Genomic DNA, 20,738 nt, shown 5'->3' with positions numbered 1-20,738 from the left:
TCGCCCGAACCTGTGTACGTGGGTATGTCTCTTACGCAGGTCTAAGACTGCCATGCTCACGCCTTGCGGCCTGCATCGGCATGGGCATCGAGCTGCCCAGAGCCTCCACCGTGCGCCGGGTGCTGGGCCCGACGACCGCCGCCCACTCCTGCGGGGCGTCGGCCAGCCACCCCATGACCAGAGGGCCGAATCCGGCCACCTCCTGGGCGAGCGCGAGCAGCCGGCGGTCGAACAGCGCGGCCCCTTCGGGGGTACGCACGAGCAGCATCCCGGTCCGGTGCACCAGGGCCCTGGTGCGGGCCGGTGACCGCCCGGCGCATCCGGTCGCGGCGGCCGTCAGCAGGGCCTCCAGCACCACCGGGTCCGGGCCGGCCCCGCCCTGCTCGAAGTCCAGCAGCACTTCGAGCAGCTCGTCCCGGGTGGACCGGGACGCGGGGCCGCCGGGCGAGGCGAGGACGCCGGCCAGTGCTCCCCGGACGGGCGGCGCCGCGGCGCGGTCCCGGAGCAGGCCGGTGAGCAGGGGCAGCAGCAGGGCGCGGGCCGCGGGGCCGTGCTCCAGCCTGCGTTCGAGGTACGCGGCGGTGTGCGTGGTGTCCGCCGGGTGGGCCTCGACGTAGGCGCGTACGAGCCCTGCGGCGTGCAGTGCCAGCTCGGGCGCCTCGATCCCGGCTAGGGCGCGGAGCACGTCGCCCGCCGCCTCCCCGGGCCGGGCGAGCCGGTCCCGGTACGCGGTCAGCACGGTCTCCGGGTGGGTGGGCAGGGCGACGGCGAGCGCGGCGGCGGGCACCTGTACCTCCGGCGGTCCCTGCGCGGTGAACGCCCGGACGGCCTGCGGGAGGTGACGGTCCCTCGTCCCCGGGTCGGCCACGAGCAGGGCGAGCACCGGCCCGTGCAGTTCGCTGTCGGCCGGGCGGGCCAGCAGCGCGAGCGCGGCGCGGCGCAGCAGGGCGCGGTCGGATTCGCGGGTCAGGTGCGGGGCGAGGAGCGTTGAGTACGAGACGGCGGCGGCCCGCCGTCCGCGCCGCTCCTCGTCCCGGGACCACCGCTCGACGGCCCGGCAGAGCGCGCCGGGTTCGTCCTCGGCCAGGGCTGCCAGCAGCTCATCGGCCCGGGGGTGCCCGGCCGATACCAGCGCGTCGGCCAACTCGTCGACGGCGAGGTCGCGGCGGGCGTACAGGAGGGCCTGCGCCGCGGCCGCGACAGTGGGCCGGACGGCCACGTCCGGCGGGGCGACGAGCGGGCGCTCGTCGGTGAACCAGGCGCACAGGAGCGGCTGGAGGGTGCGCGGATGGGCGGCGAGCCGCCGGGCGACGGCGTCCAGGAACCGCCCGTCCCCGTCGGTGTCGCCGGCGCCGGGCGGCCCATCGGCGGGGACGAGCCGCCGGAACAGATCCATCCGGTCCGCCTCGGGCAGCCGCAGCCGCCGCCAGAACCAGGGTCCGAACTCGGCATACGCCCCGGACGCACCGCCCCCGGCGGCCTCCCCCGCACTGCGCACGACGCGCCCGGCGAGCAGCCTCAGCACTCCGAGATACGGCCGGGCATCGGGCACCCGCAGCAGGGTTTCGGCGAGAAGGTGCGCGGCCCACCAACGGGCATCGGGCAACGGGGCGGATTCCTGCGGGGCGGCCGTGCCGGGGGCCGCCGCCTGCGGGGCGGCCGTGCCAGCGGCGGCCTCCTGCGGGGCGACTGCGCCCAGGGCCGCTCCCTGCGACGCGGGGACGTCCGAGACCGGGGCGGCCGGGTCGGCCACGCGCGAGCCGACGGCGCCCGGGGCCCCTTCCTGCCGCCCGGGGACGTCCGAGACCGGGGCGGCCGGGTCGGCCGTGCGCGAGGCGACGGCGCCCGGGGCCGGCGCGGGCGCCCTCGCGACGGCCCCGCTGCCCGCGCCCGGAGCCACCGCACGCGCGGCGCCCGCTGCCGGAGGCGCGTCCGCCGCGGCGACACCCGCGCACGCACCAGCCGCGCCCCGCGGCAGCCGGTCGAGTGCCTCGATCAGGTCGGCCAGGCGGTGGGCCACCGCGGCCGTGCCGTGGCGGCGTCCGAGCAGGAGCAGGGCCTGGATCACCGGGCCGATCCGGTGCCGCGGCACGGGCAGGCTGCGCGGGCCCCCCGGGCGGGCGTCGCCAGACGCGTCCTGCGACGCGCCCGGAGGTGCGCCCGGAGGTGCGCCAGAAGGCGCGCCAGAAGCCGAGCCGCGAGGGTGCGGAATCCGGCCGGCGCTCTCCCCCGCCCCGGCCCCCGGGTCCGCATGCCACCGGTGCACCAGCGCCCGCAGAGCCGCCTCCAGGTCCAGGTGGGCGCTCTGGATCCAGTCCCCCACCTCTTCGTGCGCGAAGCGGTAGCCGGCCCCCGCCGGGACGAGGAGGCCCTCGGCCAGCACCGCCGGGGCCCAGCCCGTGCGCCACGGGAAGATCTCCTCGAACGCGGCCCGGTCCAGCTCCCCCTGCCCGGGGCCCAGACAGCGCCGGGCGGCCTCGTGGACCTGGCCCGCGACCCGTGCCGCCAGTCGCCGCACCTGGGCGGGCCGAGGACGGCTGCCGGCGGCGATCCGGACGGCGATGCGCAGGCACATCAGGTCCAGATGGGCGCCGAAGACCTCCTCCGTGCCGGGGCGCCCAGGCGTGTCCGCCGGCAGGGCCTCGCGTACCTCGGCCAGCAGCCGCAGGGTCAGGGGGTGGCGGTCGTGGCCCACGGCGAGGGCGTCGGGCGGCAGGCAGAGCCGTTCCCTGACGCGCTCGGCCTGGCCCGCGGTGAAGTCGGCGATGCGGACGGCCGGGGGCAGCCGCGGGGCGGGCCTGGCGGGGCGGTGCAGCGCTCCGGGCGGGCAGAGCGCTCCCGCAGTCTCCCAGTGCTCGGGCCGGCAGCCGATGACGAGCCGGGCGCCGTGGGCCCGGAGCCAGTCGCCCGTGCCCGTGGTCCAGTCGGCGAGACGGTGGGCGAGCACGGGCGGCATCTCCTCCGGGCCGTCCAGCAGGAGGAGCAGCGGCAGGCCGGTGTCCGTGGCCAGCCGCGCGACCCGCTCGGGGGTGGCGCTCGCCATGTCGCCGGGGGCGCCCGCGGCGCTGACGATGCGCCCGGCCTGCCGGAGCGTACGGGCGACGGCGTCCGCGACCGAGGCGTCGTCGGCCAGCAGGTCCGCGCCGCGCAGCCACAGGGTGGGCGCGGGGACGGGGCCGGTGGCCCGGCGCGCGGCGATGGCGGCGAGTTCGGTGGTGCGGCCGGTGCCCGGCTCTCCGACGAGGCCCAGGACCACGGCGGCCTCGTCGCCCGCCGCCGCGAACGCCTCGGACTCGGCGAGGACGTCGGGCCGCTCCACCGGCTCGCGTCCGCCGGAACCACCCGCCGACGCCACGGACATGGCCATGAGCTGGAGCGCCCCGGCGAGGTTGAGGTCGGGCCCGAAGCCGGGGACGGTCGTGGCGTTGCGCCGCAGCAGTTCTCCCAGCGGTCCGTCTCCGGGCGCCCCGGCCAGCGGTGTCGCGCATCCGGCGGTGGCGTGCGCGGCGCGCAGGGCGAGGCCCAGGACGGCGATGACGGCCCCGCTGTCCGGATCGAGGACGGGCCCGCCCACGGCGGCACCGCCCAGCCGGAGCGCGTCGCTGCCGTCCGTGCCGAGGGCCAGTTCCAGAGCCGGGTCAATGCGGTGGGTACGGCCGCGGCTGGTGTACGTGACCGGCGTCCGGCCCAGAATCCGCGCCTCGCGCAGGCCGTGAGCGGCGACCGTCACGTACGTACCGGGGTCGAGCCGTTCCCGCGTGGAGATGGGCAGCGGCCGCACGCCGAGGACGTCCGGGCCCCCGGTCGGCAGAAGGGCGAGGTCCCACTCCGGCACGGCCGTGATGTCGGCGGCCCCGACCCGGCGACTGCGGCCGTCCGCGCCGTGCAGCAGGAGGTGCGGGAGTCCGTCGACCGCCTCGTGGCTGGTGACGACCGTCCCCCGGTCGTCCGCGACGAAACCGGTCCCCTGCGGCCGGCCGGCCGGATCACACAGTCGTACCAGCGTCGTCCGGTCCCCGCATCCCATGATCCGACGTTAGGCCGACGATGATCGGCGCGAGGACCACTCACGGCGAAAGCGCCCCCGTCACCCCCCTGATTCACTCCGAGCGCCTGCCCGTTGGGGTGAATCAGGGGCGTTTCGTGGACAGAAACCGGTGGGGGATCGTGGAGCGGGTACAGGGGGCTCTGCCCGCTCCACGATGAGGGTCCGGCCGGCCGGCGGGAAACCGCCGGTGACCGGTCAGCCGAAGACGGCGAGGCTCTTGGCCTTGCCCTTCTGCTCCTCGACGAGCACCAGGAACTGCCCGTCCGGCCCGAAGACCGCGACCGGCCCCGCCGGGTGGGACGGCATGTCCAGCCGCACGCCGTTCAGCAGCAGCCTGGCCCGCTTCTCGTCCACGTCCCAGCGGGGGAACGCCGAGGCGGCGGCCTCGGCCACCGGCATCACGGCCAGCTCTTCCTGGTGCTGGTCGAGCGTGCGCGCGGCGTCCAGCCCGTACGGGCCGACGCGCGTGCGCCGCAGGGCGGTCAGATGACCGCCCACGCCGAGCCCGGCCCCGAGGTCGCGGGCGATGGCCCGGATGTACGTACCGGAGGAGCAGACGACCGAGACGACCAGGTCGAGCACCGGGGTGCCGTCCTCGGCCACGGCCTCGCGGACGTCGTAGACGCGGAAGGACGAGATGGTCACCGGCCGGGCCGGGATCTCGAACTCCTCGCCGCCGCGCACCCGCGCGTAGGACCGCTTGCCGTCGATCTTGATGGCGCTGACCTTGGACGGCACCTGCATGATGTCGCCGGTCAGCGCGGCGACCCCCGCGTCGATGCCCTCACGCGTGACGCCCGAGGCGTCGGTGGACGAGGTGATCTCGCCCTCCGCGTCGTCCGTGACGGTGTTCTGGCCGAGCCGGATCGTGCCGAGGTACTCCTTCTCGGTCAGCGCGAGATGGCCGAGGAGCTTGGTGGCCCTCTCGACGCCGAGCACGAGCACCCCGGTCGCCATCGGGTCCAGTGTGCCCGCGTGGCCGACGCGACGGGTCCGGGCGATGCCGCGCATCTTGGCGACGACGTCGTGCGAAGTGAAGCCGGACGGCTTGTCGACCACGACCAAGCCGTCCGGCGTCTTGTTCTGCGGTGTCATTCGGAGGCGGTGTCCTCGTCCTCCGGCTTGCGGTACGGGTCCGCGTCACCTGCGTACGCGGCGCCCGAGGACGCCTCGCGCACCTTGGCGTCCGAGGCCCGTGCCCGGTCGAGCAGGTCCTCGATGGCGCGCGCGTTCTCCGGGAGGGCGTCCGCCACGAAGGTGAGCGTGGGGGTGAACTTCGTCCCCGCCGCCGAACCGACCGCGGACCGCAGGATGCCCTTGGCGCTCTGCAGACCGGCCGCGGCGCTCGCCCGCTCCTCGTCGTCGCCGTAGACCGTGTAGAAGACCGTGGCCTCCCGCAGGTCACCGGTGACCCGGACGTCCGTGATGGTCACGTGCGTCCCCAGACGCGGGTCCTTGATGCCACGCTGCAGTTTCTCGGCGACCACCTCCTGGATGAGGTCCGCCAGCTTCTTAGCCCGCGCGTTGTCGGCCACTGGTCCGTCTCCTTCGCCTTGCTCAATCGTCTTCGTCGCTGTGCAGCCGCCGTCGTACGGACAGCAGCTCCACTTCCGGCCGGGCGGCGACGAGGCGCTCGCACCGGTCGAGTACGTCTGTGAGGTGCCGGGTGTCCCCGGAGACCACGGCCAGGCCGATCTCGGCCCTGCGATGGAGATCCTGCCCGCCCGTCTCCGCCACGCTCACCGCGTACTTGCGCTGGAGCTCGGCGACGATCGGACGGACCAGGGAGCGCTTCTCCTTCAGCGACCGTACGTCGCCGAGAAGCAGGTCGAAGGACAGTGTCCCCACATACATGTATGCCCGGATGTCCCGCCGGTTCGGGTTCGCGCCCCACCGATCATCGGCGGGGACACAAGAACCGTACACGGAACGGCCGGGGCCGATCGACGGAAATACGTCCCGTCGACCGGCCCCGACTGTTGAGGTACGGGTCAGCCTCGCGGCTTCTCGCGCATCTCGTACGTCGCGATGACGTCGTCGATCTTGATGTCGTTGAAGTTTCCGAGGTTGATACCGCCCTCGAAGCCTTCGCGGATCTCGGTGACGTCGTCCTTGAAGCGGCGCAGACCGGAGATGGTGAGGTTCTCCGCGACGACCTTGCCGTCGCGCAGCAGGCGCGCCTTGGTGTTGCGCTTGACCTCGCCGGACCGGACGAGCACACCGGCGATGTTGCCCAGCTTGGACGAGCGGAAGATCTCGCGGATCTCCGCCGTACCCAGCTCGACCTCTTCGTACTCCGGCTTGAGCATGCCCTTGAGGGCCGCCTCGATCTCCTCGATCGCCTGGTAGATGACCGAGTAGTACCGGACGTCCACACCCTCGCGGTCGGCCATCTGCTGCGCACGCCCGGCGGCGCGCACGTTGAAGCCGATCACGATGGCGTCGGAGCCGGTCGCCAGGTCGATGTCCGACTCGGTGACCGCACCCACACCGCGGTGCAGGACCCGGATGTCGACCTCTTCGCCGACGTCGAGCTGGAGCAGCGAGGACTCGAGAGCCTCCACCGAACCGGACGCGTCGCCCTTGATGATGAGGTTGAGTTCCTGGACCAGACCGGCCTTGAGCGCCTCGTCCAGGTTCTCCAGGGAGAACCGGACACCCTTGCGGGCGAAGTTGGCGTTGCGCTCGCGGGCGGCACGCTTCTCGGCGATCTGACGGGCCGTACGGTCCTCGTCGACCACCAGGAAGTTGTCGCCGGCGCCCGGGACGTTGGTGAGACCCAGCACGAGGACGGGGGTCGAGGGACCCGCCTCCTCGACGTTCTCGCCCTTGTCGTCGAGCATCGCGCGGACACGGCCGTAGGCGTCGCCGACCACCATCGTGTCGCCGACCCGCAGCGTGCCTCGCTGGACCAGAACGGTCGCGACGGCACCGCGGCCGCGGTCGAGGTGGGACTCGATCGCGATGCCCTGCGCGTCCTGCTCCGGGTTGGCCCGCAGGTCGAGCGAGGCGTCGGCGGTGAGGACGACGGCCTCCAGGAGAGCCTCGATGTTGAGGCCCTGCTTGGCGGAGATGTCGACGAACATCGTGTCGCCGCCGTACTCCTCCGCCACCAGACCGAACTCGGTGAGCTGACCGCGCACCTTGGTCGGGTCCGCGCCCTCGACGTCGATCTTGTTGACCGCGACCACGATCGGCACGTCGGCCGCCTTGGCGTGGTTCAGCGCCTCGATCGTCTGGGGCATCACACCGTCGTTGGCCGCGACCACGAGGATCGCGATGTCGGTGGACTTCGCACCACGGGCACGCATGGCGGTGAACGCCTCGTGGCCCGGGGTGTCGATGAAGGTGATCCGGCGGTCCTCGCCGTTGACCTCCGAGGAGACCTGGTAGGCACCGATGTGCTGGGTGATGCCGCCGGCCTCGCCCGCGATGACGTTCGTCTTGCGGATGGCGTCGAGAAGCCGGGTCTTACCGTGGTCGACGTGACCCATGACGGTCACGACCGGCGGACGCGGCAGCATGGCCTCGTCGCCGCCCTCGTCCTCGCCGAACTCGATGTCGAAGGACTCGAGAAGCTCGCGGTCCTCCTCCTCCGGGCTGACGATCTCCAGGACGAAGTTCATCTCGTCCGCGAGGAGCTTCAGCGTCTCGTCGGAGACGGACTGCGTGGCAGTGACCATCTCACCGAGGTTCATCATCACGCCGACGAGCGACGCCGGGTTGGCGTTGATCTTCTCGGCGAAGTCGGTGAGCGAGGCACCGCGCGACAGGCGGACGGACTGTCCGTTGCCGCGAGGCAGCATCACGCCGCCGACCGACGGGGCCTGCATGGCCTCGTACTCCTGGCGCCTCTGCCGCTTCGACTTGCGGCCACGACGCGCGGGACCGCCGGGACGGCCGAAGGCGCCCTGCGTGCCACCACGGCCACCGGGACCGCCGGGACGGCCACCGAAACCGGGACGGCCGCCGAAGCCACCGCCACCACCGGGACGGCCCGCACCGCCACCGCCGCCACCGGGACGGCCGGCGAAACCGCCGCCACCGCCGCCGGGACCGGCCGGACGGCCGGCGAAGCCACCGCCACCGGGACGGCCCGCGCCGCCACCGGGACGACCGCCGCCACCGGGACCGCGGCCACCGCCGGGGCCACCACCGGGACGCGGGCCGGCAGCGGGACGCTGCGGCATCATGCCCGGGTTCGGACGGTTGCCACCGGGGCCACCGCCGGGACGAGGAGCCTGCGGACGGGGCATGCCGCCCGGAGTCGGACGGGCACCGCCCTGCCCCTGCGGGCGCGGTGCGCCACCGGGGCCGCCCTGCGGACGCGGGGCGCCGGGACGCTCCTGGCCGCCACCGGGACGCGGGGCGCCGCCGGGACGGGGTGCCTGCGGACGGGACATGCCCGTCGAGCCACCGGAGGTGAAGGGGTTGTTACCCGGACGGGGACCGGCCGGGCGGGCGCCGCCGGGGCGCGGGGCGCCCTGGCCGGCGGGGCGCGCGGGGCGCTCGCCGCCACGGCCACCGTCGCGGCCACCGTCACGCTGGCCACCGTCGCGGCCGCCGTCGCGCTGACCGGCCGGAGCCGGACGGGCGGGACGGGGACCCGGGGTGGCGCCGCCGGTGGGGCGCGGTGCCTGCTGCTGCGGCGCGGCCGGCTGGGCCGGCGCCGGAGCCGAGAACTCGGCGGCGGGCACCGGCGTGACCGGGGCGGCCTTCGGCGCGGGCTTGGGGCCCGGACGCGGGCCGGAGGCCGGAGCCGACGGGGTGGAGGGGGCGCTGCTCGCGGGGGCCTCGGCGGCGGCCGGCTTGGGGGCCGGGGCGCCGGGCTTCGGGGCAGCGGGACGTGCCGCGGCGGCCGGGGAGGGCGCTGCGGGCTTGGCGGGCGCGGCCTTGCGGGGCGCGCCGGGCTTGGCAGCGGGCTTGCCGGCGTTGCCGCCGGGCCCCTGCAGTGCGTCAGTCAACTTGCGTACGACCGGCGCCTCGATCGTCGAGGACGCCGAACGGACGAATTCACCGAGTTCTTGGAGCTTGGCCATGACGACCTTGCTCTCAACCCCGAACTCCTTGGCGAGTTCGTATACCCGGACCTTAGCCACTTCGCTCCTTTTAGGTCCGGGTTACCGCCGGACCGTCGCTACTTCATGGGCGTACTCATCGCGTACTCATCGAGTGCTCATCGCAATCTCGACCTACTTCCAACTCGCGAGGTACCTGACCGCACGGGGACCCGTGCCGTTCATTTCTTACGGTGTCACCCGCTCGACGAACCGCTGTACCGCGGTGGGGTCGAACGGCCCCTTGGCCTTGAAGGCCCGGGGGAATGCCCGGCGGCGAACCGCCAGGTCCAGACAGTCGGGGACGGGATGCACGTAAGCACCCCGGCCGGGCAGCGTACCGCGAGGATCGGGGACGCAGGCGCCCTCGTCCGCCACGATGCGCAGCAGCTCGCTCTTGGCCGCCCGCTCCCGGCATCCCACACAGGTTCGCTCAGGGCAAGCGCGGGCGTGCGTCCGGCCAGACACGTTTAAGTCTACCTCCCCGCACCGACCTCACCCCTTTGGGGCAAAAATCGAACGTACGTTGTCGTGATCTCAGCGGCGCGGGGACGTGATCTATTCCCCGCGACCGCCTCCGGGCGCCGGTTCAGCGCCGTTCGGCGCGCTCCCGGGCCCGCTCGGCGCGCTCGCGGTCGGCGACATCGCGCTCGGCGTCGGTCTCGGTGTCCGGGCGGATGTCGATGCGCCAGCCGGTGAGGCGGGCGGCGAGGCGGGCGTTCTGCCCCTCCTTGCCGATCGCCAGCGAGAGCTGGTAGTCCGGCACGGTCACCCGGGCGGAACGGGCGCCGAGGTCAACGACCTCGACCTCGCTCACCCGTGCGGGCGACAGCGCGTTGGCGACCATCTCGGCCGGGTCGTCCGACCAGTCCACGATGTCGATCTTCTCGCCATGCAGTTCGGCCATCACATTGCGCACACGTCCGCCCATCGGGCCGATGCAGGCGCCCTTGGCGTTGAGCCCGGAACGGGTGGAACGGACGGCGATCTTGGTGCGGTGGCCGGCCTCGCGGGCGATCGCGCAGATCTCGACGGAACCGTCGGCGATCTCCGGAACCTCCAGCGCGAAGAGCTTCTTCACCAGGTTGGGGTGGGTCCGCGACAGCGTGACCGAGGGGCCGCGCACGCCCTTGGCGACGCGCACGACGTAGGTACGGAGCCGCAGGCCGTGGGTGTACTCCTCGCCCGGCACCTGCTCCTGCACCGGGAGGATGGCCTCCAGCTTGCCGATGTCGACCAGGACGTTCTTCGGGTCCTTGCCCTGCTGGACGACGCCGGTCACGACATCGCCCTCGTGGCCCGCGTACTCGCCGAACGTGCGGTCGTCCTCGGCGTCGCGCAGCCGCTGGAGGATGACCTGCTTGGCGGTGGTGGCGGCGATCCGGCCGAAGCCCGACGGGGTGTCGTCGAACTCCTTGGGCTCCTGCCCCTCCTCCAGATCGGCCGGGTCCTCCTTGGCCCAGACCGTCACATGGCCGCGCTCGTCCAGCTCCACGCGCGCCCTGCGGTGGCTGCCGTCCGTGCGGTGGTACGCGATGAGGAGGGCCGACTCGATCGCTTCGACGAGGACGTCGAACGGGATCTCCTTGTCCTGCGCCAAGCCCTTCAGAAGCTTCACATCGATGTCCACGGCTACGCCTCCTCTTCCTTCTTGTCCTTGCGGTTGAATTCCAGCTCCACACGGGCCTTGGCGACCTCGCCGAAGGTGATCCGGCGGGCGGTGGGCTTACGGCCCTTGACGCCCGGCACCTCCAGGTCGAGACCGTCCTCGTCCACGGCCTGGATGCGGGCCACCAGCTCCCCGCCCTCACGCAGCGTCAGCCTGGCCAGCCGGCCGGTGGCGCGTACGTAGTGGCGGTGCTCGGTCAGCGGGCGGTCGGCACCGGGGGAACTGACCTCCAGGACGTACTCGTCCTCACCCATCGCGTCGGTCTCGTCCAGCTTCGCGGAGATCGCGCGGCTCAGTTCCGCACAGGCGTCGAGCTCGACGCCCTCCTCCGAATCCACCACGATCCGCAGCACCCGGCGACGGCCGGCCCGGGACACTTCGATCTCTTCCAGCTCCAGCTGCTCGGCGCTGACGAGCGGTTCGACCAGCCCGCGCAGCTTCTCGCTCTGGGTGGTGCTCATCCGGGTGACTCCTCGGCCGCGTGTGCTGTTGTGGGGATCCTCGTGTGTCTGGTCAAAGGGTATCCGGTCGCAAGGGGTGTTGCTGTCAGCCGGTCCCCGGGGCGCGGGTACGCTCACCAAGGGTGATCACTTCCGGACAGATCCAGTCACAACAGATCCAGCCCGAAGGAGAACAAGTGCGGCGTACGGGGACGACGCGCAGGGGCGCGCTCACGGCGACGGGCGCGTTCGCCGTCGGCGCGGTGCTGGCGGGCTGCGGAGGCGACACGGACGACACGGGCTCGGGCCGCAAGGGCTCCGCGCACGGCGGGGCCCGGACCGCGGCCGACGGGACGTCGTCGGTACGCACGGAGAAGGCACTGCGCACCAGCGCGTCCCGCACCACGGCGACCCTGCTGGCCGGGTACGAACGCGTGCTCACGGCCCATCCGTCGACGGCCACCGCCCTCGCCCCCCTGCGTGACGCGGTCCACGCCCATCTGAAGGCCGTCACGCCCGGCGCCGCGCCGGCGCTCGGCACGGCCCGCTCCCGGGCCGCCGGCCCCGCCGCCGCGGTCAGGGAACTGGCCGCCGCGGAGCGCGCCGCGGCCGACGCGTACACCGCGCTGCTCCTGGAGGCACCCGGGGAACTGGCCCGGCTGCTCGCCTCGGTGGCCGCCGCCTGCTCGGCCCACGCCTACCTGCTGACCGAACTGGCCAAGGAGACCCCCGCATGAGCGACGGCACGCTGGAAGCGGCCCAGGCGGCGCTGGCCGCCGAGCACGCGGCGGTCTACGGGTACGGGGTGGCGGGCGGCCGTGTCGCCTCGGCCCGCCGCGCCGAGGCCACATCCGCCCACCAGGCCCACCGCGCCCGCCGGGACGCCCTGGTGCGCACGGTCCGGGACCTGGGCGGCGAACCGGTGGCGGCGGACGCCGCGTACGCTCTGCCGTTCGCGGTGCCGGACTCGGCGGCCGCGGTGCGGCTGGCAGCCGTCCTGGAGGACCGGGTGGCCTACGTCTACTCCGACCTGGTCCGGGCCGCCGACGGGGAGCTGCGGCGCAGCGCGGCGGACGCGTTGCGCGAGGCCGCGGTGCGCGCGGTGCGCTGGCGGGGCAGCGGCGTACCCTTTCCCGGGCTCGCCGAGCGGGCCGGGACGAAGACCGGGACCGGCACGAAGACCGAGGCGGGCGCGGCGCACTGAAGAAGGCTCTGAAAGGGAACACGGCACGTATGGGTTTTGAACCGCCGCAGCGTCTGGTGCGAGCGCTCGGCGAGTCGTACGGGGATACGGCCGCCGGTCAGTGGCTCGCGGGGCTCGACGCACTGACCGAGCAGGCGCTGGCCGCGACCGGGCGCGCACCGGCCGTGGAGCGGGTCGCCGCCCCCGGTGGGCGCAGCAGTCTGGTCCTGCTGGTGCGGGGGTCCGACGGCACCCCGGCCGCCCTGAAGCTCGCCCCGTCCGGCGCCGCGCCCGCTCTCGAAGCGGCCGCGCTGGCGCACTGGGACGGCTGGGGCGCGGTGCGGCTGCTCGATCCCGCCGACGGCGCGCGGCCCGTCGAGGGCGCGCTGCTGCTGGAACGGCTGCACCCGGAGATGTCGCTGCGTTCGCTGCCGGAGGCGAAGGCGCTGCTGGAGGCGGCGGGGACGGTGCGGCGGCTGTGGGTGCAGCCGCCGGCCGGCCACTCCTTCGAGACGGTCGCCGAGCGGACCGGGCGGCGTACGGACGCGATGCGCGCCGCCGCCGCTGCCGACCCCGCGCTGGAGCCCCTGGTCACGGCGGCGCTGGCGGCCCGGGACGAGCTGGTCGCCCACTCCCCCGAGACGCTGCTGCTGCACGGCAACTTCCGGCAGAGCAAGGTGCTCGCGGGCGAGCGGGCGCCCTGGCTGACGGTCGGGCCGGAGCCGCTGGTCGGCGAGCGGGCCTACGATCTGGCGCGGCTGGTCCGGGACCGGGTCGAGGACCTGATCGCCTCGCCCGCCGGCGCGACGACGGCCCGGCGCCGGGTCAAGAAGCTCGCGGACTCGCTGGACGTGGACCAGCAGCGGCTGCACGGCTGGACGCTCTTCCGCGCCGTGGAGTCGGGCACCCGGGCCCTGACGGCCGGGCGCCGCCAGGAGGGCGAAGTGACGCTGGAGTTCGCGGGCTGGCTGTAGGTCATGCGGAGGGGCCCCGCACGGGACGTTCCGTGCGGGGCCCCTCCGCGTGGGATCAGTCCTGCCGCTCCGTCAGGCGGGCGATCGCCTCGTCGACGGTCAGCTCCTCGCGCTCGCCGGTACGGCGGTCCTTCAGCTCCAGGACGCCTTCGGCCGAGCGGCGGCCCGCGACCAGGATCTTCGGGACGCCGATCAGCTCGGAGTCGGTGAACTTCACGCCGGGCGAGACGCCCGCGCGGTCGTCGACCAGGACCCGCAGCCCGGCGGCGCCCAGCTTCTCGGAGACGTCGAGGGCCAGTTCCGTCTGGAGCGCCTTGCCCGCGGCGACCACGTGCACATCGGCCGGGGCGACCTCGCGGGGCCAGCACAGGCCCTTCTCGTCGGCGGTCTGCTCGGCGAGGGCGGCCACGGCGCGGGAGACGCCGATGCCGTACGAGCCCATCGTGACGCGGACGGGCTTGCCCTGCTGGCCGAGCACGTCGAGCGCGAAGATGTCGGCGTACTTGCGGCCGAGCTGGAAGATGTGGCCGATCTCGATGGCGCGGTCGACCTGGAGGCCGGTGCCGCACTTGGGGCAGGGGTCGCCCGCCTCGACCACGACGACGTCGAGGTAGTCGTCCACCTCGAAGTCGCGGCCCGCGACGACGTTCTTCGCGTGCTTGCCGTCCTTGTTGGCGCCGGTGATCCAGGAGGTGCCGGCGGCGACGCGGGGGTCGGCGATGTAGCGGACCTTCTCCAGGCCCTGCGGGCCGACGTAGCCGCGCACCAGGTCGGGGCGGCCCACGAAGTCCTCGGCGGTGACCAGCTCGACGACGGCGGGTGCCAGGTGCTCGCCGAGCTTGCCGAGGTCGACCTCGCGGTCGCCGGGCACACCCACGGCGACGATCTCGCCGTCGACCTTGACCAGGAGGTTCTTCAGGGTGGCGGAGGCCGCCACGCCGAGGTGGGCGGCCAGGGTCTCGATGGTCGGGGTGTCGGGGGTGTCCAGCTCCTCGACGGCGCCCACGCCCGAGGCGTCGCCCGGGGTGGCGTTGAAGGTCACGGCCTCGGTGTTGGCCGCGTAGTCGCAGCTCGGGCAGTCGACGAAGGTGTCCTCGCCGGCGGGCGCGGGCGCCAGGAACTCCTCGGAGGCGGAGCCGCCCATGGCACCGGAGACCGCGGAGACGATGCGGTGGTCGAGGCCGAGCCGCTCGAAGATCCGGATGTAGGCGGCGCGGTGCAGCCGGTACGCCTCGACCAGGCCTTCGTCGGTGGTGTCGAACGAGTACGAGTCCTTCATCTGGAACTCGCGGCCGCGCAGCACACCGGCCCGGGGGCGGGCCTCGTCGCGGTACTTCGTCTGGATCTGGTACAGGATGACGGGCAGGTCCTTGTAGGACGAGCACATGTCCTTGACGACCTGGGTGAAGATCTCCTCGTGGGTGGGGCCGAGGAGGTAGTCGGCGCCCTTGCGGTCCCTGAGGCGGAACAGCAGGTCGCCGTACTCGTCGTAGCGGCCGCTCGCCTCGTACGACTCCTTGGGCAGCAGCGCGGGGAGCAGGACCTCCTGGCCGCCGATGGCGTCCATCTCCTCGCGGACCACGCGGGTGACGTTCTCCAGGACCTTCTTGCCGAGCGGCAGCCAGGACCAGATTCCGGCCGCGGTGCGTCGTACGTAGCCGGCTCGGACGAGGAGCTTGTGGTTGAGCGTCTCGGCGTCCGCCGGGTCGTCGCGCAGTGTCTTGATCATCAATCGGGACATGCGCTGGACCTGGGCCATGATGAACTCCTGCTCGGAAGGGTGATGGGCCCGAGGTTAGCCGGGCGGCCCGTGCGGGCGGAAATCCATTCCTCACCTTCGGCGCAGCGGGAGGGGCGCTCCCATGACCGCGTACGGCTTGGGGGCGCTGGGGAAGATCACCTGCCGGGCCAGGTCCTGGTAGCCGAGCGAGTGGTAGAGGCCGCGTGCCGGGCTGTCCGTGTCGATGGCGGAGAGGATCGACCGGGGCTGCGGGACGGCGTCCGTGACGGTGGTGATGAGGGTGCGGCCGATGCCCCGGTTCTGGAAGTCCGGGTGGACGTGCAGTTCGGTGATCACGAACGAGTCGTCCAGCCAGTGCGCGGAGCCGGTGGCGCGCAGGTAGGGCTCGACCACGGTGGCCCACCAGTGGCCGCGCTCGTTGGGCATGCCGTAGACGAAGCCGACGAGCCGGCCGTCGGGTGTCAGGGCTCCGAGCGCGCGGGCGTGCGGGTGGTCGAGGTGCCGGAGCACGATGTGGCGGCGCACCTCGATCTCCTCGGCGCCGAGGCCGAAGGCGAGGGCCTGCACGGCGAGCGCCTCGTCCACGCGTGCGGCGAGGTCGATCGGCCCGACCCGGACGCGGTTGGTGCGGGGGCCGCCCCCGAAAGCTGCTGCCATGGAGCGACCCTACTGTCCGGGCCGCCGGCCCGGGGCCGGGTCAGAACAGCACGCTCATGAACGCGCCGGTCTCGCGGAAGCCGATGCGGTGGTAGGCCCTGCGCGCGGGGGTGTTGTAGTCGTTGACGTAGAGGCTGACGACCGGGGCGACATCGGCCAGCGCGTACCGCACGACGGCGGCCATGCCGGTCTCGGAGAGGCCGCGCCCGCGGTACTCGGGGGCGACCCACACACCCTGGATCTGGCAGGCCTGGGAGGTGGTGGCGCCGATCTCCGCCTTGAAGACGACCTTGCCGTCGTCGATCCGGGCGAAGGAGCGGCCGGCGGCGATGAGTTCGGCGACGCGGGCCTGGTAGAGGAGGCCGCCGTCGCCGGCGAGCGGGGAGATGCCGACCTCCTCGGTGAACATGGCCACGCAGGCCGGCATGAGGATGTCCATCTCGTCCTTGCGGACGCGGCGGACGAGCGGGTCGGGTGCCACGTCGGCGGACGGGCTCTCGGTCTCCATGAGGGGCTGGTTGGCCCGGACCTCGCGGGCCGGGCCCCAGCCCGGTTCGAGGAGCCGCCAGAGCTGGGCGGTGGGCTCGGCGGGGCCGACGATCGAGGAGCAGCGGCGGCCGGCCCTGCGGGCGCGGTCGGCGAAGGCGCGTACGGCTTCGGGGCCCGCGCAGATGGGGACGAGGTTGGCGCCCGAGTAGCACAGGGAGCGCAGGTGGCCGTCGGCGTACCAGCCCCACATCTCGCCGCCGAGGCGCCAGGGGTCGAGACCCGCGATCTGGACGCGGGACGTCACGAAGGCGTTGGTCACGGGTTCGCTCTCGAGCACCGCGAGGGCGGCGCCGAGGTCGCTGGGTTCGAGGACCCGGGTGGTGGTGTGCGTCAACACGAGGGGGCCTCACCATGCGGTCTGCTGATTTCCGCACTGTACCCAAAGAGCCCGGCCGACGCCGCCCGTGCCCGGGAACGGCTTCCGGCGGACGCGGTGAGCCCGCTCACGGGCCGCGCCCCGCGAAGGTGGTTCCTCCGGCGGGGCGCGGTCGCGGGGCGCGTGGGCTCAGCTGATGGAGACCTCGGGCTCGCCGGAGGCGATGCCGTCCTTCTCCATCTGCTCGGCGATCTTCATGGCTTCCTCGATGAGGGTCTCCACGATCTTCGACTCGGGGACGGTCTTGATGACCTCGCCCTTGACGAAGATTTGGCCCTTGCCGTTGCCGGAGGCGACGCCGAGGTCGGCCTCGCGGGCTTCGCCGGGTCCGTTGACGACGCAGCCCATGACCGCGACGCGCAGCGGCACCTCCATGCCCTCCAGACCGGCGCTGACCTGGTCCGCGAGCTTGTAGACGTCGACCTGGGCGCGGCCGCAGGAGGGGCAGGAGACGATCTCGAGGCGGCGCTGCTTGAGGTTGAGCGACTCCAGGATCTGGAGCCCGACCTTGACCTCCTCGGCCGGCGGCGCGGACAGCGAGACGCGGATGGTGTCGCCGATGCCCTCGCTGAGCAGGGCGCCGAAGGCGACGGCCGACTTGATGGTGCCCTGGAAGGCGGGGCCGGCCTCGGTGACGCCGAGGTGCAGCGGGTAGTCGCACTGGGCGGCGAGCTGGCGGTAGGCGTTGACCATCACGACCGGGTCGTTGTGCTTGACCGAGATCTTGATGTCGCGGAAGTCGTGCTCCTCGAAGAGCGACGCCTCCCAGAGCGCCGACTCGACGAGCGCCTCGGGGGTGGCCTTGCCGTACTTCTTGAGCAGTCGCGCGTCCAGCGAACCGGCGTTGACGCCGATCCGGATGGGGGTGCCGGCGTCCTTCGCGGCCCGCGCGATCTCCTTGACCTTGTCGTCGAACTGCTTGATGTTGCCGGGGTTCACGCGTACCGCCGCACAGCCGGCGTCGATCGCGGCGAACACGTACTTCGGCTGGAAGTGGATGTCCGCGATCACCGGGATCTGCGACTTGGTGGCGATGGTCTTCAGGGCGTCCGCGTCGTCCTGGGTCGGGCAGGCCACGCGCACGATCTGGCAGCCGGACGCGGTGAGTTCGGCGATCTGCTGAAGCGTCGCGCCGATGTCCGACGTACGTGTCGTCGTCATCGACTGCACCGAGACCGGTGCGTCCCCGCCGACCGCCACCGAGCCGACCTGGATCTGGCGGCTGACCCGCCGTTCGGCGAGCTTGGTCGGAACGGCGGGCATTCCGAGAGAAATCGCAGTCATGCGCTGAGCATCCCCAAGGTGTGGATCGAGGTCCCGGTATCGGCGGGCTCCGGCCTTCGAGGTTACGTCACCGAGAGCGGCCGGGAGCACACCGCGTCCGGGCCCGCACGGAATGTCGGGCTGTCCGGACGCGCCGTGCGCACCGGCCGTCACTCGCGGTGCACCGGGCGGGCGGGCCGCCCCGGTCAGGTGATCTTGACCGGGTTGACCACGTCGGCGACGAGGACGAGCAGGGTGAAGCAGATGAAGACCCCGGCGACCACGTAGGCGACCGGCATCAGCTTGGCGACGTCGAACGGGCCGGGGTCGGGGCGCTTGAAGATCCGGGCCGCGTTGCGCCGCAGCGCCTCCCACAGGGCCCCCGCGATGTGGCCGCCGTCGAGCGGGAGCAGCGGCAGCATGTTGAAGAGGAACAGCGAGAGGTTGAAGCCGGCCAGCAGGAACAGCATCATCGCGATCTGGTTCTCGGCCGGGACGTCCAGCGTCATCACCTCGCCGCCGATCCTCGCCGCGCCGACGACACCGACCGGGGAGTCGGCCGCGCGTTCTCCGTCGCTGAAGGCCGCGTCCCAGAGGGCGGGGATCTTGGACGGCAGGGCCACGATCGAGTCGACGCCGTTCTCGATCATGTCGCCCATGCGGACGACCGAGTCGCCGAAGGAGAGCGGCAGGATCTCCGACTGGGCGGCGAAGCCGAGGTAGCCGGCCGTGACGTACTCACCGGCGACCGCCTCGCCGCGGGAGTCCTTCTTGGCGACGGCGTTCTTCAGGAGCACGGCGTGCAGGGTCTTCTCCTGTCCGTCGCGCTCGACCGTGATGGTGGCCGGGCCGATGGTGTCGCGGATGCGGTCGGAGAGGGTGGACCACTCGTCGATGCGCTCGCCGTCGAAGGCGACGATCTTGTCGCCCTCCTTGAGGCCGGCGGCCTTCGCGGGCGAGACCGCGTCGGACTTCTCGCAGGTCTCGCGCTCCGCGCTCTGCGGGATGACGCACTGCTGGACGCCGGCGACCTCGGTGGTGTTGGTCTGGAAGCCGAAGGTCATGGCGACGCCGAGGAAGATCGCCACGGCCAGGACCAGGTTCATGAACGGTCCGGCGAACATGACGATCACGCGCTTCCACGGCTTGCGCGTGTAGAAGAGGCGTTTCTCGTCGCCCGGTTCCAGCTCTTCGAAGGCGGCGGATCTGGCGTCCTCGATCATGCCGCGCCAGGGCGAGGTGGAGCGCGCCTCAAGACGGCCGTCCGCCCCGGGCGGGAACATCCCGATCATGCGGATGTAGCCGCCGGCCGGGATGGCCTTGATGCCGTACTCGGTGTCGCCCTTCTTGCGCGACCAGATGGTCGGGCCGAAGCCGACCATGTACTGCGGGACGCGGATGCCGAAGAGCTTGGCGGTGGAGAGGTGGCCCAGCTCGTGCCAGGCGATGGAGAACAGCAGACCGAACACGAAGACGGCGATGCCGAGAATCGTCAGCAGGATCGTCGTCATGCTCATGCGCGTGCCTCCGCAGTGGCCTTGGCCGAGAGTTCCCGGGCCCGGGTCCGTGCCCAGGTCTCCGCTTCAAGGACGTCCGCGACGGTGAGAGAAGTTCCCGAGGCGGGCGTTCCGTGTTCGGTCACCACCGCGGTGACCGTGTCCATGATGCCGTTGAAGGGCAGCCTGCCGGACAGGAACGCGTCGACGCACTCCTCGTTGGCCGCGTTGAACACGGCGGGCGCGGTGCCGCCCAGCGCGCCCACGTGCCGGGCGAGGCCGACGGACGGGAAGGCCTCGGTGTCCAGCGGGAAGAACTCCCAGCTGGACGCCTTCGTCCAGTCGAAGACGGGGGCCGCGTCCGGAACGCGCTGCGGCCAGCCGAGACCGATGGCGATCGGGCCGCCCATGTCGGGCGGGGTGCACTGGGCGAGGGTGGAGCCGTCGGTGAACTCGACCATGGAGTGCACGTAGGACTGCGGGTGGACGACGACCTCGATGCGGTCGAAGGGGATGTCGTAGAGGAGGTGCGCCTCGATGACTTCGAGTCCCTTGTTGACCAGGGTCGCCGAGTTGACCGTGATGACCGGGCCCATGGCCCAGGTCGGGTGGGCGAGGGCCTGCTCCCGGGTGACGTCGGCGAGTTCGCTCCTGGTCCGTCCCCGGAACGGGCCGCCGGACGCGGTGACGACGAGCCGGCGCACATCGGCGCGCGTGCCGGCGGCGAGCGCCTGGAAGAGCGCCGCGTGCTCCGAGTCGACCGGGATGATCTGGCCCGGCGCGGCGAGCGCCTTGACGAGGGGGCCGCCGACGATCAGCGATTCCTTGTTGGCGAGCGCCAGCGTGCGGCCCGCCTTCAGCGCGGCCAGGGTGGGGGCGAGGCCGATGGACCCGGTGATGCCGTTCAGCACGGTGTGGCAGTCGCTCGCGGCCAGGTCCGCGGCGGCGTCGGGCCCGGCCAGGATCTCGGGCAGCGGCTCGGCCGTCCCGTACTCCTGTCGCAGGGCCTCGCGCAGCGCCGGTACGGCCTCGGCCGAGGCGACCGCGACCGTGCGTACCTTCAGCAGGCGGGCCTGCTCGGCGAGGAGGGCGACCCGGCCGCCGGCCGCGGACAGCGCGGTGACACGGAAGCGGTCGGGGTTGCGCAGCACCAGGTCGATGGCCTGGGTGCCGATGGACCCGGTGGAGCCGAGGATGACGAGATCCCGGCGGCCTTCCACGGCGTCGAAGACGAGGTGCGGGTCGGCGAGAGGAGCGGGGCTGTCGGTCATGGCCCCCATTGTCG

The 20,738-nt window shown here is 73.1% G+C and carries 17 protein-coding genes; 3 read left to right on the top strand and 14 right to left on the bottom strand.

Annotated features, from left to right (window positions below):
- Positions 1-31: 31 nt before the first annotated feature.
- The 8 genes from B082_RS39800 to rimP form a co-directional block, all read right to left on the bottom strand.
- Complete coding sequence (locus B082_RS39800; protein ID WP_018551836.1) at positions 32-4,027, bottom strand: S1 family peptidase; 3,996 nt, start codon at positions 4,025-4,027, stop codon at positions 32-34.
- Positions 4,028-4,243: 216 nt separating this feature from the next.
- Positions 4,244-5,143 carry a tRNA pseudouridine(55) synthase TruB gene (gene truB, locus B082_RS0110945; protein ID WP_018551835.1) on the bottom strand — a complete coding sequence of 300 codons (900 nt, stop codon included), beginning with the start codon at positions 5,141-5,143 and terminating at the stop codon, positions 4,244-4,246.
- Positions 5,140-5,583 (bottom strand): 30S ribosome-binding factor RbfA, encoded by a 444-nt coding sequence (rbfA, locus tag B082_RS0110940; RefSeq protein WP_018551834.1) that lies wholly within the window; start codon positions 5,581-5,583, stop codon positions 5,140-5,142. Before rbfA ends, truB begins: the two co-directional genes overlap by 4 nt.
- 22 nt (positions 5,584-5,605) lie before the next feature.
- Positions 5,606-5,902 (bottom strand): DUF503 domain-containing protein, encoded by a 297-nt coding sequence (locus B082_RS0110935; RefSeq protein ID WP_018551833.1) that lies wholly within the window; start codon positions 5,900-5,902, stop codon positions 5,606-5,608.
- Positions 5,903-6,039: 137 nt separating this feature from the next.
- A complete protein-coding gene (gene infB / locus B082_RS37870) occupies positions 6,040-9,147 on the bottom strand; it encodes a translation initiation factor IF-2 (protein ID WP_078622547.1) in 3,108 nt (1,035 codons plus the stop codon).
- A gap of 147 nt (positions 9,148-9,294) precedes the next feature.
- The gene (locus B082_RS0110920; RefSeq protein WP_199783787.1) at positions 9,295-9,573 is read right to left on the bottom strand and encodes a YlxR family protein; all 279 of its coding nucleotides are present in this window, start codon (positions 9,571-9,573) and stop codon (positions 9,295-9,297) included.
- 121 nt (positions 9,574-9,694) lie between these two features.
- The gene (nusA, locus tag B082_RS0110915; protein WP_018551829.1) at positions 9,695-10,735 is read right to left on the bottom strand and encodes a transcription termination factor NusA; all 1,041 of its coding nucleotides are present in this window, start codon (positions 10,733-10,735) and stop codon (positions 9,695-9,697) included.
- A gap of 2 nt (positions 10,736-10,737) precedes the next feature.
- On the bottom strand, positions 10,738-11,235 hold the full coding sequence (gene rimP / locus B082_RS0110910; RefSeq protein ID WP_018551828.1) for a ribosome maturation factor RimP: 498 nt from the start codon (positions 11,233-11,235) through the stop codon (positions 10,738-10,740).
- 176 nt (positions 11,236-11,411) lie between these two features.
- Here rimP and B082_RS0110905 point away from each other — a divergent pair, with 176 nt between their 5' ends.
- Genes B082_RS0110905 through B082_RS0110895 form a run of 3 tightly spaced genes read left to right on the top strand, consistent with a single transcriptional unit; the run spans position 11,412 to position 13,371 of the window.
- Positions 11,412-11,951 carry a hypothetical protein gene (locus tag B082_RS0110905; protein ID WP_018551827.1) on the top strand — a complete coding sequence of 180 codons (540 nt, stop codon included), beginning with the start codon at positions 11,412-11,414 and terminating at the stop codon, positions 11,949-11,951.
- Positions 11,948-12,418: a ferritin-like domain-containing protein gene (locus B082_RS0110900; protein WP_018551826.1), complete on the top strand. Its 471-nt coding sequence runs from the start codon at positions 11,948-11,950 to the stop codon at positions 12,416-12,418. The genes B082_RS0110905 and B082_RS0110900 overlap by 4 nt, the downstream gene beginning before the upstream one ends.
- Positions 12,419-12,447: 29 nt before the next feature.
- A complete protein-coding gene (locus B082_RS0110895) occupies positions 12,448-13,371 on the top strand; it encodes an aminoglycoside phosphotransferase family protein (RefSeq protein WP_018551825.1) in 924 nt (307 codons plus the stop codon).
- A gap of 55 nt (positions 13,372-13,426) precedes the next feature.
- Here B082_RS0110895 and B082_RS0110890 read toward each other — a convergent pair whose 3' ends face one another.
- The 6 genes from B082_RS0110890 to dxr form a co-directional block, all read right to left on the bottom strand.
- Positions 13,427-15,130 carry a proline--tRNA ligase gene (locus B082_RS0110890; RefSeq protein WP_018551824.1) on the bottom strand — a complete coding sequence of 568 codons (1,704 nt, stop codon included), beginning with the start codon at positions 15,128-15,130 and terminating at the stop codon, positions 13,427-13,429.
- A 72-nt stretch (positions 15,131-15,202) separates the two neighbouring features.
- Complete coding sequence (locus B082_RS0110885; protein ID WP_018551823.1) at positions 15,203-15,769, bottom strand: GNAT family N-acetyltransferase; 567 nt, start codon at positions 15,767-15,769, stop codon at positions 15,203-15,205.
- A gap of 40 nt (positions 15,770-15,809) precedes the next feature.
- Positions 15,810-16,655 (bottom strand): DUF4081 domain-containing GNAT family N-acetyltransferase, encoded by an 846-nt coding sequence (locus tag B082_RS0110880; RefSeq protein WP_199783786.1) that lies wholly within the window; start codon positions 16,653-16,655, stop codon positions 15,810-15,812.
- Positions 16,656-16,823: 168 nt separating this feature from the next.
- The gene (gene ispG / locus B082_RS0110875; protein WP_026249654.1) at positions 16,824-17,978 is read right to left on the bottom strand and encodes a flavodoxin-dependent (E)-4-hydroxy-3-methylbut-2-enyl-diphosphate synthase; all 1,155 of its coding nucleotides are present in this window, start codon (positions 17,976-17,978) and stop codon (positions 16,824-16,826) included.
- Positions 17,979-18,163: 185 nt separating this feature from the next.
- On the bottom strand, positions 18,164-19,474 hold the full coding sequence (locus tag B082_RS0110870) for a M50 family metallopeptidase (RefSeq protein WP_018551820.1): 1,311 nt from the start codon (positions 19,472-19,474) through the stop codon (positions 18,164-18,166).
- Positions 19,471-20,724: a 1-deoxy-D-xylulose-5-phosphate reductoisomerase gene (gene dxr / locus B082_RS0110865; protein ID WP_026249653.1), complete on the bottom strand. Its 1,254-nt coding sequence runs from the start codon at positions 20,722-20,724 to the stop codon at positions 19,471-19,473. The genes B082_RS0110870 and dxr overlap by 4 nt, the downstream gene beginning before the upstream one ends.
- Between the last annotated feature and the right edge of the window lie 14 nt (positions 20,725-20,738).

The organism is Streptomyces sp. ATexAB-D23 (assembly GCF_000373645.1).
GTDB lineage: Bacteria > Actinomycetota > Actinomycetes > Streptomycetales > Streptomycetaceae > Streptomyces > Streptomyces castrisilvae.
Note: the sequence above shows the minus strand (reverse complement) of the source record. Positions and strands in the feature narration are given on the sequence as shown.